Here is a 15302-nt window from a genome sequence, read left to right as displayed (position 1 = left end):
ACACCCCTCCTTTCTATTTATTTATAATTCAATATCAGCACTCATTAATCGATGTATCGTCCCAGTTTTATCGACCACATGCAAAAAGCCATCGTCATCTATTTCTATTACTTTTCCATAAAATTGACGGTTTCCTTCAGTAAAACGCAATTGACGATTCCATATATTTGATGCAGCCATATATTCATCTTTAATAGCTATAAAAGATGATGTTAAAAATTGATTGTAACGATGTGCGATGTGTTTTATTAGAGTGTCTAAAAATAAATAACGTTCAACTGATTGTCCATGCAGTATTTGAATACTCGTAGCAATTTTACGAACATCCTCATCCCAATCAGATTCAGTTTGATTTATATTGATACCTATCCCGCAAATCACAGCTTCAATGCCATCAGCGTTCGCCACCATTTCCGTTAAGAAGCCGCAGATTTTTTTGTCGCCTATATAAATATCATTAGGCCATTTAATTTTAACATCTTGATCAACATAAGACTGAATGGCATCTCGTATAGCTAATGATATAAATAAATTAAAGGTAGTTAACATAGAATATGAAATTTGAGGTCTAAGGACAAGTGACATCCACAGTCCTTTTCCTTTCGCTGATTGCCAAGGTCTTTTAAATCTTCCACGACCTTCAGTTTGAGTATCACTTAGAATAAGCATTGGCGCTTCATGGTCTACTAACAAATGTTTTGCTTCTAACTGTGTAGAGCCCACCGTATCATAACAATGTACAATATCAAACAAAGATTGTTGTGATAACACGGATTTTACAATACTTGTATGCCACGTGTTTGGAAACCGATTTAGACGATGACCTTTATTATGTACAGAATCAATAGAAATACCATCTATTTTTAGTTGATCGATGACCTTTTTAACAGTCATCCTTGAAATGTCTAGTTTTTCTGCTATTGTTTGTCCAGAAATGTAGTTTGGTCGTTCGTCCGTTAATAATTTTAATATGGGGTCTCTATACTTCGACATTTAACTTCACCCATTCTATAATATCAGATTGTTTATTTTGAGTTTTTTGAGTTACAACCGCGCATTCAATACTTCTTAAAGCGCCTTTTAACCAAGGGCCACTCGGTTGTTCAAAGATATCCATTAAGACTTTGCCATCGATAGGAATATCTTTTCGAGATTGGATAGGTAAACTTTCATAAAGTGTTTGAATACTAGTTGTATTAAAAAATAATGGAGATGGTATGGTAACACCATGATTTTGAAATAGCGTACGCAGGTTAAGCACTGTATGTGCAAGGTGTATACCATAATCATACAGCCATATTTGCAGTTCTTGTTTTGTATGAAGATCTTGTAAGACTTGAACCGCTTGGTATAGCGTGTCAGCTTCTTTTAGGGTTTGATTGCTTAATTTTAGAGCACGTATATGCTGCTTTTTGCCTTCAATGAGATGAAGTAATGCTATAAATTGTGAAAGAGATATGGGTTGCGATAATGATATGTGTTGCCATTCAAAACGATTGAAATAAGGTATGTGCGCCATTAAATGAAGGTCTTTAACCGCTGTGAATGCTTTTTCAATACCTTCCCCTTTTAATAATTTTTCCATTTCCACCATAATGCGCTCGATTGATAAATATGCAATATCAGCAGCGGCATTACGCATTGCTTCATACGTATCCGTTGCAATATTAAAACTTAATTGGGATTGAAAACGTACCCCTCTGATGATGCGTAATGCATCTTCAGAAAAGCGTAATTGTGCATCCCCGACAGTTCGAATGAGGCGTTGCTCAAGATCGTGACGCCCTTCAAAATAATCATATAATTTAAACGAAGTATCTAATGCCATCGCATTAATCGTAAAATCTCGGCGGGCAACATCTTCATATAACGATCTAACAAACTGTACATGGTTAGGTCGTCGATGATCGTTATAGTCCCCTTCTGTACGAAACGTCGTAATTTCATAATTATCTCCATCCCATACAACATTTATCGTACCATGCTCTTTGCCAACTGGGATGGTGTGATTGAATATGGCTTCAATTTCATCGGGCGTTGCACTTGTTGCAATATCGATATCATGAATGTCTCGTTGAAGGTAATAATCACGTACAGCCCCTCCGACAAAATAAGCCTCATACCCATGTTCTAAAATGTGTTTCATTACGGGTATCGCTTTATTAAAAGCATTTTTAGCCATGTTTAAGAGAATCTCCTATCATTTTTTCATAATAATATTCATATTGGTCTGCAATTTTAGTGGAATGAAATCTATGTTGAATATCATGTAACATTGTTCTTTGCATACGTTGATAAGCTTGCTTATCCTGTAGGATTGACACAGCGTATTTTGCTGCAGTAACACAATCTCCAATATCAACTAAGAAACCAGTTTCTTCATGTTTTATGACTTCTTTAATGCCACCAGCTCTTGTACCAATGGGTAAAACACCAGAGTTCATTGCTTCTAAAAGTGTCAAACCAAAACTTTCTTTTTCACTCATGAGAAGCACGAGGTCAGAAATTTGGTAAAAATTACTCATACAGTCTTGTTTTCCTAAAAATAGAACATCATCAGTTAAATCGAGTGATTTGACGAGTTGACGCATATCCAATAACTCAGGTCCATCGCCGATTAAAAGCAACTTCGCTTTTAAATCTTTACGGATGTGTGCAAATGTTTGGATGATGGTATCAATACGTTTTACTTTTCGGAAATTAGAAACATGGATAATGACCTTTTCGTCTTGCGCAATGCCATAGCTTGCACGTAAGTTTGGTTGACGTCCAATCGGAAAGTCTTGCTCTTTAACAAAATTATAGATTGGAACAATCTCTTTATCAGGTTGAATAATTTGATACGTTTCATCTTTGAGTGACTGACTTACACTTGTAACGATATCACTTTTTTCGATACCAAATTTAATCGCATTTCTCAATGCATGATCGTATCCTAATACGGTAATATCAGTCCCATGTAAAGTTGTCATAATTTTTATGTCTTTTCCTGACATTTGACGTGCGAGTATACCACAAATCGCATGGGGAATTGCATAATGCATATGAAGTACATCTAAATCATGTTCATTAATCACATTTGCAATTTTAGTACTTAAAGAAATATCGTAAGGCGGGTATTGAAATACTGCATATTGATTGATATCAACTTGATGAAACGTGATGTTCGGTACAGGTTTATTAAGTCGAAACGGCATATTTGAAGTAATGAAATGAACTTCATGGCCACGTTCTGCCATTAATATGCCTAATTCTGTTGCGATGATACCTGATCCGCCAACCGAAGGATAACACGTAATTCCTATTTTCACACTGGCACACTCCTTTATTTACGTTCAAAACGATGTTTATCTCTTTGATTGAATTTATCCATCGTTTGATTAAAACTATCAGTCATATCTATATTCAAAGAATTTGCTAAACATAACAATACAAAAAGATTGTCTCCAAGTTCAGCTTCAATAGTATTCGCATTTTCTGAAGCTTTTTTAGGTTTTTCGCCGTGATAATGATTGATTTCTCGTGCGAGTTCTCCTACCTCTTCAGTTAGGCGAGCTAAGTTCGCAAGTGGTGAGAAATATCCTACTTTGAATTGCGAAATGTATGCATCCACTTCTCGCTGCATCGTTTTCATAGATTTTTCCATTATACTCACCCTTTCGTCGTCTTAATCTTTATCTTACATGATAGTCTAGGGTGTCGGCAATTTTGGGACATTGTTTCATAAAATAAGACATAATAAAACATCCATTCTAACAAGAAAGAATGGATGTTTTATGTTAAAAACTATTCTTCTGAACGTGCGATAAGAATTAATCTTACCAACTCAGCAACTGCCACTGCAGTAGCGGCTACATATGTCATTGCTGCTGCACGTAACACACGACCGGCATGTTTATATTCTTTTTCATTTACAATATTCAAGCGTTGAATTTGTTTCATTGCGCGTTTACTTGCATCAAACTCTACTGGTAACGTAATGATAGAGAACAATACAGCAAATGCCATAAAGAAAATACCAATCCATAATAATGTTGAACCGAATGCAATGTGCAACATTGTAAGCACAAAACCAGCAGTTATAAGTAAATATGATAATGAACTACCTAAATTTGCGACCGGCACTAATGCAGAACGGAAACGTAAGAAGAAATACCCTTCATAATGTTGAATAGCATGACCCACTTCATGTGCTGCAATAGCTGTGCCTGCAACACTTGGTCGATTATAGTTAGAAGGTGATAAAACGACTACTTTTTTACTTGGATCGTAATGATCTGTTAAAAAACCGTCGCCTTCTTTCACATCTACATCGTAAATGCCATTTGCATGTAAAATTTCTAGTGCAACTTCTCGTCCCGTCTTGCCACTTGTAGATCTAACTTGTGAGTATTTTTCATAGTTAGATTTAACTTTATGTTGAGCATACATTGGGAGGATCATAAGTATTACAAAATAAATAATTAAAGACAAAAAAGACATTATGTTCACTCCTTTAATACTATTGTAAGTGGTTGATTAATAATGGTCAAACTTTTTAACCTTTCGTTTATGGTAGATATAAAATGCCAATGAGATTGGTACAGCGCTCAACCAAAATGCGATGTAACCAATGACAGATTCAAAGTGAAATAAAGAACCGTATTTCGGATATTGATGAAAGACGTAATCAATAACATCGTTATGAAATACCCAAACCACGGATAATGTGAGACTCAAGCACGTAAACTTGAAGCGAGGTAAGAATAGAAATGCTTGAATTGCCATAATCCCGTGGGACATAATCAACATGATGCCAGGTAAATAAATCGTTTGGTCATGAATGAACATAAAGAGATTCATGATGACGGCCCAAATACCATACTTAATTAAAGTAATAAATGCAAGTGAATCTAGTAGTGCACTTTTTTTGTGAAGTAACATTAAAAATATACTTATTGTTAAAAATAACGAAGCTGTAGGACTATCAGGAATAAACAACCAATAAATCCAATGTGACTGTGATAATTGTGGTACATACCAAATATAGCCGTACATAGTCCCGAGTAAATTACATAGTAACAAAATGATTAATACCGCGCGATTATAAATTAAGATTGAATGAATCGTAGACCAACTCATAATTGTACTCCTTAAATCATACGTCTACATCATTTAATCATACGTATTAACTGTGCATAGTAATTAAATTGACTTTGATCTTTCATTTGTAAACTCAAATCAATTTGTGAATCGATAATATGGATTAAATGTTGGCGTGCATCGCGAGTCAAATGAATCAAAGATGCATCATTTAAATAACTTTGATCATGATGTGACGTTAATAGTTGATGTAATATCATATGATCAAGACGAAGATCGCGATAGGTTGTGTGTGAAAAATGTATTTTCAGATCGATAGGTGCCGTATCATGAATGATGCGAGTGAAAATTTCATTTGAATTAACGTATGACGTTCCGTGCATCGTTAAACGTATAGCAGGATAAACACTGTTTTCAATAGAAATTTCTAATGTATTATGTGTATTAATGATGCAATCAACAAAATGTACCCGACGTAAATGATGTATATCCGATTTTAAATAATTCAATATCCAAACTGAAATCCGAGATTTAAACTGATATTGAAATAGTAAATAATCAAGCAAATGTGCTTTGTCTTGATCTATAGGCACCTCAAACATTTTATCCCCCTAATTCAACCTTGCATACTCGTCGTGCCATCTTTCTTCATGAGGTTCTTTTTGAAGCAGTAGTTCTAAGATTGTTTTGGCTTCACCAACATGACTGATTTCAATTAAATAAGTGTAGTAATCTTTTAAGAAGTCGGCGTTATCCTTCAATGCTTCATAAGCTAAATCGTAAAAATGTTGCGCTTCCTTATCGCGTTCTTCTTGTCCTAACGCATATGCCAGTTGCCATGTAAATGTAGGGTCTAAATCTTCCTCATTCGCATATTGTAAGAGCTCGATTAATGCTACATAATCCTCTTGATGACGGTAAAAATCAGCTAGCATTAACAATGGTTCTTGATAGCTTGGGTCTACTTCAAGTGCTTGTTTTAATAAGTTGACCGCTTCATTTTGATCACCATGTTCAATTTTTAATGCGCCAGTACTATACATCAGTTCTTTATAATATTGGTTTAATCTTAGCCCCTCATCTCCAATTTCAATGGCATCTGCAAACATTTTTTCGTTCTCATATAACTGTTGCAAATAAAAATAAGCTTGAATAAAATCTGGATCTTTATTCAATAATGATTTCGTAATCTTAATAGCTTCTTGAGTTCGGTCATTTTTCTCATACGCGACCGCTTTCTTTAAATAATCTTCTGGAACCATTTCTTGTTCATTAATCTCATCATACCACTTTAAAGCATCTTGATAGTTTCCGCTTTGAAGACTACTGTCCGCAAGTCGTGAAAATAAATTAACGCCATTCACTTCATATTCTCCACTTTCTAAAACAGTGTCATATTCACGGGACGCTCTTAAATACTGTCCATCGAAATAAAGCAGTTCAGCAAGTGCAAAATGTATGATTGGATCATTAGGTTGTATCTGAAGTGCTTGCTCTAACTTATCTGTGGCAACCTCAAGCATATTAATTTGTTGATACAAATCTGCTTCAAGTAATAATTTTTCTGGTGAGACAGGGACCTCATTTAAGTATTCTAACGCTTCATCTATTTGATTTTCAGTTACGAGTCCCTCAATAAAATAACTGAGCACATCACCTTCATCAGGAAATTTATGATACAACGCGCGAAACACCTCAAGACCCTGAGGTGTTAAACCGTATTGATATAAGGTTTCTCCTAGTGCAAACAACCCTTCATCGTCATTAGATTGAAGTGCTTCTTGTACGCGTGAATCGAGGTTTTCTAATTTTTGCAAATTGATATCATCTATAATCTTATAGATATCTTCCATGTTATCCCTCATTCTCTAATTGTTTTAAAATAGGTAAGAATCCAGGAAAAGAAACGTTTACACTTTCGAATTGATTGATTTGAATTGATTGCGTGTGCAATAAAGATGCTACCGCAAGCATCATACCTATTCTATGGTCGGTATGACTATCAACGTCGCACGGCGTTAGTAACTTTGATGGGTGGATAATCATGCCATCGTCTGTAGGTTCTAAGTGGAAACCGAGTCGGTTCAATTCGCTCGCAGTGGTATCTATTCTATTAGTTTCTTTTACCTTTAATTCTTCGGCATCTCTTATAATACTTGAACCTTGTGCCTGTGTACAGAGTAAAGCGATGATTGGAAGTTCGTCGATACAACGTGGAATGATATCGCCACTAATCTCTATAGGTTTTAAATGAGGTGTATATTCAACGTGTAACGTTGCTGTTGGTTCAGGGGCGTTTGTTTGATTTATGATTTCAAGGTTACCCCCCATTTGTTTTACTATTTCAATGATGCCATCACGAGTCTCATTCATTCCTACATGATGTAAATAAACGTTACTTCCAGGTGTAATCAACGCCGCTACAATAAAGAAAGCTGCCGAAGATATGTCACCAGGGACTTCAAAATCTGCGGGTCTAATTTGCTCAATACTGTTTCCTGGTAACGTGATGTGACGAGGTGCAGTTATGATTGGAATACCAAAATGTGCGAACATGGTTTCAGTATGATTTCTAGATATATCTCGTTCTTCAATAACTGTATCATCATGTGCGAATAAACTGGCGAATAAAATTGCGCTTTTCACTTGAGCGCTAGCTACAGGCATTTTATAATGAATCCCTTTGATGGCGCCTTTCTCAATGACTAATGGCGTATAATTATTGTCGATTCCTCTAATTTTAGCTCCCATACGTTGAAGCGGTTGTATCACTCTATTCATCGGTCTGTTTCCTATAGAATAATCTCCAGATAGCACACTTTCAATGCCTAAGCCACTTAATAAGCCGGCCATTAGTCGTGTAGTTGTGCCAGAATTCCCCGTATATAAGGCTTGGTGTGGCGTTTTAAATTGTTGATATCCTGGTGAAGTGATTTGAATCTGATCGTCCAAAAATTGCATTTTAACGCCTAGAGTTTGGAAAATTTCTGCAGTTCTTAAGCAATCTTCTCCCAATAACGGTTTGTGAATGATGGAGGTTCCTTTGGCTAACGATGCTAGCATGATGGCACGATGTGTCATTGATTTATCGCCGGGTATTGTTATATGGCCTTTTAAAGGTCCTTGAATTGAGATGGTTTCCATTTATTTTACCTCCCGATGATAGTGAAGCATTGCTTCAAAAGCTTGATTTAAAATAGGTTTCGGAATGTGTTTCACTGTAGCATGCCCGATACTTTCGAGTAAGACCATTTGTACTCCTGTTGCATCATTCTTTTTGTCTGACAACATAAATGTATACAAAGTATCAAAATCAAATGAATCTAACAAAGTTAAAGGATACTCGAGCTGTTTTAAATAGTGATAAAACTGTTCTGTTGAAAAATGAGTGTCTAATACAATATTAGCAACATAATATTGATATAAAATCCCAATCATAACAGCGTGACCGTGAGGAATATGGTGTGCATATTCAATTGCATGACCAAAAGTGTGGCCTAAATTTAAAAATTTTCGTTGCCCTTTTTCTTTTTCGTCCTCAATAACGATATCCAATTTTGTTTTAATACCTTGGATGATGTGTTGATCTATGTGGTTGAGTTGTTTTAAATGTTGTAGTGAAGCGTAGTGCTTTTCTAATGTATCAACCGCTACAGGACTTGTGAGCAATGCATGTTTATATATTTCAGCATACCCACTTTGAATTTCAGTCGTAGGTAAAGTTGTTAAAAAGTTCAAATCATAAATAACGGCTTTAGGTCTATGAAAAGCACCTATTAAATTTTTCCCATATGATGCGTTAATTCCTACTTTACCACCAACACTAGAGTCGTGTGCAAGCAAGGTAGTAGGTACTTGGATGAAATCGACGCCTCTTAAAAGTGTGGCTGCTATAAATCCCGCAAAGTCACCTGTGGCACCGCCACCAATAGCTACAATACATGTGTGGCGCGTAGGATGATGTTGAAGTATTTCATTCATATATTGATCATAATGTTGGATATATTTTACTTTTTCTCCCTCAGGAATATCGATAACGATATAAGATTTAAATCGGTCTTTAATCGATGGCCATAATGTGGACACATGCTCATCAATTAATATGAACACATGTTGATAATTTGAAATATAAGACTCAAGCGAATCAATTGCACGGTGTTCAACGATAATGGGATAATTATTTGAGACATAACGTGTATTCAATTTCATAGCATAGCCCCTTAATATGTTTTGTTACGCACTCTTCGCGCCTCTACTTGTGCTTTTAAAGTATCAAAATCATTTGATTCAAATTCTTCTAATAGCGCTTTTGTGATTTCAAATGCTACAGCATGCTCGCATACGATACTTGCTGCAGGTACTGCACAGCTATCTGAACGTTCAATGGTCGCTTTAAAAGGTGCCTTTGTTTTAATATCTACGGAGGCTAACGGTTTATATAATGTAGGAATAGGTTTCATCACACCGTTAACGATGATTGGCATCCCATTTGACATACCTCCCTCTAGACCACCGAGATGATTACTTTGGCGATAGTACCCTTTTTCCTTATCATACAAAATTGGGTCTTGAACTTCTGATCCTAATAATGATCCCGCTTTAAATCCAACACCAAAGCTTACGCCTTTAAAGGCATTGATTCCCACAACACTCTGAGCAATTCGACCATCTAATTTGCGATCATAGTGAACATAACTGCCAATTCCTACAGGCATATGGTCCACAATGACTTGAACAACACCACCGATTGAATCACCCTCTCGTTTTGCTTGGTCAATTTTATCGCGTATCTCTTGTGCGATACCTTCATCAATCACGCGTACATCATTTTTATCTACAAGAGATTTAATCGTTTCAATATCGTAGTCGCCTTCATCTTTAATACCACCAATTTCCACTACACGACTATAGAGTTGTATATCTAATTGTGCAAGTAGACTTTTGCATATTGCACCAACTGCTACCCGAGCCGCTGTTTCACGAGCGGAGGAACGTTCTAAAACATTTCTTAAGTCATGATGGTTATATTTCATGCCACCAACTAAGTCTGCATGACCAGGTCGAGGTTTAGTAATCACACGTTTCATATTTTCTTGTTGTTCTTCTGATATAGGATCTGCACCCATAATATTTTTCCAATGCGTAAAGTCATCGTTTTTAATAATAACGGTCACAGGACTGCCTAATGTATAACCATGCCGCACACCGGAGACGATGGCTACATTATCTTTTTCGATTTGCATTCTGCGTCCACGTCCGTAGCCACCTTGACGTTTAAACATTTCACGATTAATTTGATCTATATCAATTTTCATATTGGCGGGAAGCCCTTCAATAATTACTGTAAGTTGAGGGCCATGTGATTCACCTGCAGTTAAAAATCTCATTTTTAGGCATCTCCTTTGATTAAGACTATTGTTGATATAAGCTTATCATAGCTCTAACTATCATCATACGTAAAAAAATAAATATGTTACCTATATTAGCATAAAATAAGTGATAAATTAACAGAAAAATGCGAAAAAGTTTAGTGCTTTTAACAACTAAAGTAAAATGTAAAAAAAGAGAACAGCTATAATCGCACTAACTGTTCTACTTAAAATATATTCATGTCGAAGTTTAGAAATATAAACGTGAGCGGTTATTCGTACAACCAAATTTCGTCTGGAGTTTGGTATTGGCTCAATTCTTCTGGTGTGAACCATAATTTGATTTCGCGTTCTGCAGATGTAACAGAATCTGAACCGTGTACGACATTTCTGCCGACCGTTAAACCTAAATCTCCACGAATAGAACCGGGCGTTGCTTCTGAAGGATTTGTAGCACCAATAATGTGACGAGATACAGCTACAGCATCTTCACCTTCTACAACCATTGCGAAAACAGGTGCTGATGTGATGAAAGAAATCAGTTTTGAATAGAAGGGTTTATCCTTATGTTCGCTATAATGCGTTTCTGCTAATGATTGGGGAACAGTCATTAATTTAGCCCCAACAAGTTTTAATCCTTTTTGTTCAAGGCGTTGAACAATTTCTCCAATCAACTTTCTTTGTACAGCATCTGGTTTAATCATTACAAATGTTTTTTCCATTTTCGAGGATCCCCCTGTATTTATGTATAGATTACAAGATTATCCTACCATGATAATAAAGCGCTTTCAATTATTTTATCATCTATTTCATGCGGTTTTGAAGTTTTAATATTAATTTATTAAATAAAGGTTTGGCTTCATTATCAGGCAACGTTTCTAACAGTTGTTTTGCTCTTTGTAAATATTTTTCACTTACTTGTTTTGATTTAGCAATTGCATCGGAATGTCGTATTTGGTCCACACAATCATCGAACATGTCCTGTGGTGCGTTAACATGAAGCGCTTCAATACGTTGCTTAAATGTCGCATCTTTTTTCATTTCAAGCAATGTAGGTAATGTTAAATGGCCGTTACGCAGGTCACTACCAACCGGTTTGCCTAATTTTTTTTCAGTACTTGTGAAGTCTAAGATGTCATCTACAATTTGAAAACTCATCCCAATATTATAACCAATATCACGCATTCGCTTAATGGTTGCTTGATCGGCATTAGCACACATTGCACCTACTTCTGTAGCTAATTGAATGAGTAGTGCGGTTTTTCTTTTTATACGTCGTAGATAATTTGTTATGGACTGTGGTGTCCGGAACTGATCTTGAAATTGAAAAAGTTCACCACGACAGACTTCTATTATTGCATTTGATAACGTCTTGTGAATATCATAGTTTTCGATAGAAGCTAAATGTTCAATTGCCCGTGAAAGTAAAAAATTGCCAGTAAGTATAGCTGTAGATTGGCTCCATGCTACTTCTACTGTTGATTTGCCACGTCTTTTATCACTTAAATCTATGACATCATCATGAACCAAAGTCGCCATATGTATCAATTCTAAAGCAGCTGCAACACGATACGTATCATCTGTAATACGTGCGTTGCTTAAATAACTACTTAAAATAACGAATAGAGGACGTACCCGTTTGCCACCTGAAGACAACAAATGTTCTGAGGCTTGTTGTAAGGTTGGGTCTTCACAATGCATTAATTGCGCTAATGAAGTTTCTATATATTTTAATTCACGATTCATGTTAATTTTAGACATGGTTCCTCACCTTTATTTAATTCGTTTTAGGTTTTTTAGCTAAATGCATTGCTGCAACGCCACCAGTAAAGCGGCGTACTTTTACATTTTCAAATGCTACAGATTCAAATAGCGTTTTTAAAGTTTCGCTATCTGGAAAATCAAATGCTGATTGTTGTAACCACTCATATTCTTGTTTTGATTTTGCAAATATTTTACCGAATAAAGGCATTATAAATTTGAAGTATAATTTATATCCTTGTTTGAAAATCGGAGTTGTAGGTTGGCTTGTTTCTAAACAAACGACCATTCCCCCAGGCTTTAATACGCGGTACATTTCAGATAGTGCTTTTGTATAGTCGGGAATATTACGTAACCCAAAACCAATTGTGACGTAATCAAAGCTATTATCCTCAAAAGGTAATGCCATTGCATCGCCTTGGACGAGGCGAATGTTGGACATGTTCGACGTTTTCGTTTCGCCAACTTTCAACATATTTTCACTGAAATCTAATCCAGTCACTTCACCAGTAGGTCCAACTGCTTTACTGAGTGCAATCGTCCAGTCAGCTGTCCCACAACAAACATCTAATGCTGTCGTTCCAGGCTGTACATTCATTTCCTTCATTACTTTTTTTCGCCATACTTTATGTTGTTCGAAACTGATGATGTTATTAAGTTTGTCATATTTACCTGATATATTTTGGAATACTTCATGAACTTGTTCTTTATTCGCTTTATTTTTCATTTAAACCACTCCATTTAGGATATTTTGAGTGTAACGTCTGAATTACTTGTGAAATTTCTTCCTCGGTATAGAAATTGAGGTATGTGAGTTGTTCAACTTTGATTTTGTTAAAGATAGCTTGACGTATGCCCGCTTTATCTTCGTGTAGTTCATATATATCGATAAGCGCGTCTAATAAACACATTTCTACATTCATGATTGATTCTAGAATTTCAGCTTGTGACATACGCTTATAGTTTTGTTGAAGATTAGATTTTAAAGCATTCATATGCACAAGCGCTTGACTCATCAATTTTTGAAAATGCGTCGATTGAATCTGAGCTATCAAATGGTAATAGTGTGCACTATATAAGTCGCCAATTAAAATGGCATCTCGGTCATAATTAAAGTAACTAATGCGATCAAGATGCGTCATCGCAGTATATATTGAAAATACAGCATCCTTAGATAACTCTGGAATACTGAGACAATCCAGAATCACACTTAAGTCGTGATTGATATAGACATTATTTGGTTTATGTATTTGAAATAAAATTTGATCCATTTGTTTTTCTATGCGTTCAAACGTTTTGTGCATCAGTCACACCCCAATTTATAATCACTCTCTATCTTAACATTAACAATATGAAATTAAAATCTGAATTGTTTCGTAAAGTGGTGAAACGACCCTATAGCTGTTTAAAGCTTTCGTATAAAAATCAAAATAAAATAAAATCACTGGTATGTATCGTTTAAATTGTATTATAAATAAAGAAAAAAGCCCTATAAAGAAGGGCTTTCAAAGTAAATAATTGAATTATTTCACTGCATCTTTTAAAGCTTTACCTGCTTTGAAAGCTGGAACTTTACTTGCAGGAATATCAATTTCTTTACCTGTTTGAGGGTTACGTCCTTTACGAGCTGCACGCTCACGTACCTCAAAGTTACCGAAACCGATTAATTGTACTTTGTCACCTTTTGCTAGTGATTTTTGAATTGATTCGAAAACGGCATCAACAGCTTGACCAGCTTCTTTTTTTGTTAAGTCAGCTTGTTCAGCTACAGCGTTGATTAAGTCAGTTTTGTTCATGTCAATTCACCTCCTAAAGGTTTATGTAATGATAATTCAATTATCATTATGCTATGACTTTAACACAAGCAATAGCGATACTGCAACGATTTATATAAGAAAAACACTGATTTAATGCGTTTTTCTTAAAATTTATGTGCATTAAAGTTACAAGTACCTATTATTGAGTGGAAAAGTTGTAAAAAATGCCAAAATTGGCGTTACGCATATAGATACGCGCTTTTATTGTACCCTTAAGATCTTTGGCATAAACAATCAATTTACAAAATATTTATCGTTTTGAGGTTATTCCGCTTTTTTATCTCGTCCCATTAAAATTTTCAGTTCTTTTTCAACGGGTTGATCTTCAAATAAGACGCGATATAATGCGTTTGTAATAGGCATTTCCACACCCTCTTGTTGTGCGAGGTTATATACGGATTGTGTAGTATATACACCTTCTGCAACCATAGTCATATCTTTTAAGATATCATCCAGTTTTTGACCTTTCCCTAGTTTATATCCTAACGAAAAGTTTCGAGAATGCGTTGATGTACATGTAACGATTAAATCGCCAATTCCACCCAAACCTTGGAAAGTTAGTGGATCTGCCCCTAATTTGACACCTAAACGTGTAATTTCAGCAAGGCCACGTGTAATTAATGCGGCCTTCGCATTATCACCATAGCCCATACCAGAAACCACACCACTCGCAATTGCGATAATATTTTTAAGTGCGCCTCCAAGTTCTACACCGACCAAATCCTCGTTTGTATAAACACGTAAGTAATCCGTCATAAATAAATCTTGGATAAGTTGACGAAGTTTGGGGTTCTCAGATGCAGCGGCAACTGTCGTAGGTTGTTTAATCACAACTTCTTCCGCATGGCTTGGTCCGGATAAAATTCCAATGCCTCCATTAAACTCTGGAGAAATGGTATCATCTAGCATTTCTGAAACACGCTTAAACGTGCCGTTTTCAATACCCTTCGTCACATGAATGAACGATTTTTTTGAATGAAGTTTGTTATTGACGTTGCCCATTACTTCACGAATAGCTTTTGTTGGTAGAGCGATGATAAAAATATCAGAATAATGAACGGCTTCCTCTAAATTTGTAGTCGCTTTAATTGAAGCATCTAACTGTGCCTCTTTTAAATAACTTTTATTCGTGTGATGTGTATTAATTTCGTTAATCGTAGTTTGATTTTTCCCCCACATTAATACGTTATGACCGTTTTCGGCTAGAACGTTGGCAAGTGCACTACCAAAACTTCCAGTACCGAATACTGTAATATGGCTCATTTCCTATCCC

Annotated in this window: 17 protein-coding genes; all 17 read right to left on the bottom strand. The window is 35.8% G+C overall.

Annotation, left to right across the window (positions count from 1 at the left end):
• Positions 1-21: 21 nt before the first annotated feature.
• Entirely contained in the window at positions 22-993 is a 972-nt protein-coding gene (locus SHYC_RS07040; protein ID WP_039645724.1) for a biotin--[acetyl-CoA-carboxylase] ligase, read from the bottom strand.
• Positions 980-2182, bottom strand: coding sequence for a CCA tRNA nucleotidyltransferase (locus SHYC_RS07035; RefSeq protein ID WP_039645722.1), 1203 nt, complete (start codon positions 2180-2182; stop codon positions 980-982). Before SHYC_RS07035 ends, SHYC_RS07040 begins: the two co-directional genes overlap by 14 nt.
• Positions 2175-3311 (bottom strand): N-acetyl-alpha-D-glucosaminyl L-malate synthase BshA, encoded by a 1137-nt coding sequence (gene bshA / locus SHYC_RS07030; RefSeq protein ID WP_039645720.1) that lies wholly within the window; start codon positions 3309-3311, stop codon positions 2175-2177. The genes SHYC_RS07035 and bshA overlap by 8 nt, the downstream gene beginning before the upstream one ends.
• Before the next feature lie 14 nt (positions 3312-3325).
• A complete protein-coding gene (locus SHYC_RS07025; RefSeq protein WP_039645718.1) occupies positions 3326-3646 on the bottom strand; it encodes a nucleotide pyrophosphohydrolase in 321 nt (106 codons plus the stop codon).
• Between the two features lie 140 nt (positions 3647-3786).
• Positions 3787-4482 carry a zinc metallopeptidase gene (locus SHYC_RS07020; protein WP_039645716.1) on the bottom strand — a complete coding sequence of 232 codons (696 nt, stop codon included), beginning with the start codon at positions 4480-4482 and terminating at the stop codon, positions 3787-3789.
• A 36-nt stretch (positions 4483-4518) separates the two neighbouring features.
• Positions 4519-5121: a DUF1405 domain-containing protein gene (locus tag SHYC_RS07015; protein WP_039645714.1), complete on the bottom strand. Its 603-nt coding sequence runs from the start codon at positions 5119-5121 to the stop codon at positions 4519-4521.
• A gap of 29 nt (positions 5122-5150) precedes the next feature.
• Positions 5151-5684 carry a YpiB family protein gene (locus SHYC_RS07010; protein WP_039645712.1) on the bottom strand — a complete coding sequence of 178 codons (534 nt, stop codon included), beginning with the start codon at positions 5682-5684 and terminating at the stop codon, positions 5151-5153.
• Positions 5685-5693: 9 nt separating this feature from the next.
• Complete coding sequence (locus SHYC_RS07005; protein WP_039645710.1) at positions 5694-6935, bottom strand: tetratricopeptide repeat protein; 1242 nt, start codon at positions 6933-6935, stop codon at positions 5694-5696.
• A gap of 1 nt (position 6936) precedes the next feature.
• The gene (gene aroA, locus SHYC_RS07000) at positions 6937-8226 is read right to left on the bottom strand and encodes a 3-phosphoshikimate 1-carboxyvinyltransferase (protein WP_039645708.1); all 1290 of its coding nucleotides are present in this window, start codon (positions 8224-8226) and stop codon (positions 6937-6939) included.
• Positions 8227-9291 (bottom strand): 3-dehydroquinate synthase, encoded by a 1065-nt coding sequence (aroB, locus tag SHYC_RS06995; RefSeq protein ID WP_039645706.1) that lies wholly within the window; start codon positions 9289-9291, stop codon positions 8227-8229.
• 11 nt (positions 9292-9302) lie between these two features.
• Positions 9303-10469 (bottom strand): chorismate synthase, encoded by a 1167-nt coding sequence (gene aroC, locus SHYC_RS06990; RefSeq protein WP_039645704.1) that lies wholly within the window; start codon positions 10467-10469, stop codon positions 9303-9305.
• 254 nt (positions 10470-10723) lie between these two features.
• Positions 10724-11173: a nucleoside-diphosphate kinase gene (gene ndk / locus SHYC_RS06985; protein WP_039645702.1), complete on the bottom strand. Its 450-nt coding sequence runs from the start codon at positions 11171-11173 to the stop codon at positions 10724-10726.
• A gap of 82 nt (positions 11174-11255) precedes the next feature.
• Positions 11256-12212: a polyprenyl synthetase family protein gene (locus SHYC_RS06980; RefSeq protein WP_039645700.1), complete on the bottom strand. Its 957-nt coding sequence runs from the start codon at positions 12210-12212 to the stop codon at positions 11256-11258.
• A gap of 16 nt (positions 12213-12228) precedes the next feature.
• Complete coding sequence (locus tag SHYC_RS06975) at positions 12229-12939, bottom strand: demethylmenaquinone methyltransferase (protein WP_039645698.1); 711 nt, start codon at positions 12937-12939, stop codon at positions 12229-12231.
• Positions 12929-13516 carry a heptaprenyl diphosphate synthase component 1 gene (locus SHYC_RS06970; RefSeq protein WP_039645695.1) on the bottom strand — a complete coding sequence of 196 codons (588 nt, stop codon included), beginning with the start codon at positions 13514-13516 and terminating at the stop codon, positions 12929-12931. The genes SHYC_RS06975 and SHYC_RS06970 overlap by 11 nt, the downstream gene beginning before the upstream one ends.
• Before the next feature lie 219 nt (positions 13517-13735).
• Entirely contained in the window at positions 13736-14008 is a 273-nt protein-coding gene (locus SHYC_RS06965) for an HU family DNA-binding protein (protein WP_037564282.1), read from the bottom strand.
• 285 nt (positions 14009-14293) lie between these two features.
• Positions 14294-15292, bottom strand: coding sequence for an NAD(P)H-dependent glycerol-3-phosphate dehydrogenase (locus tag SHYC_RS06960; protein WP_039645693.1), 999 nt, complete (start codon positions 15290-15292; stop codon positions 14294-14296).
• Between the last annotated feature and the right edge of the window lie 10 nt (positions 15293-15302).

Origin of the sequence: Staphylococcus hyicus, assembly GCF_000816085.1 — a bacterium.
Classification (GTDB): domain Bacteria; phylum Bacillota; class Bacilli; order Staphylococcales; family Staphylococcaceae; genus Staphylococcus; species Staphylococcus hyicus.
Note: the sequence above shows the minus strand (reverse complement) of the source record. Positions and strands in the feature narration are given on the sequence as shown.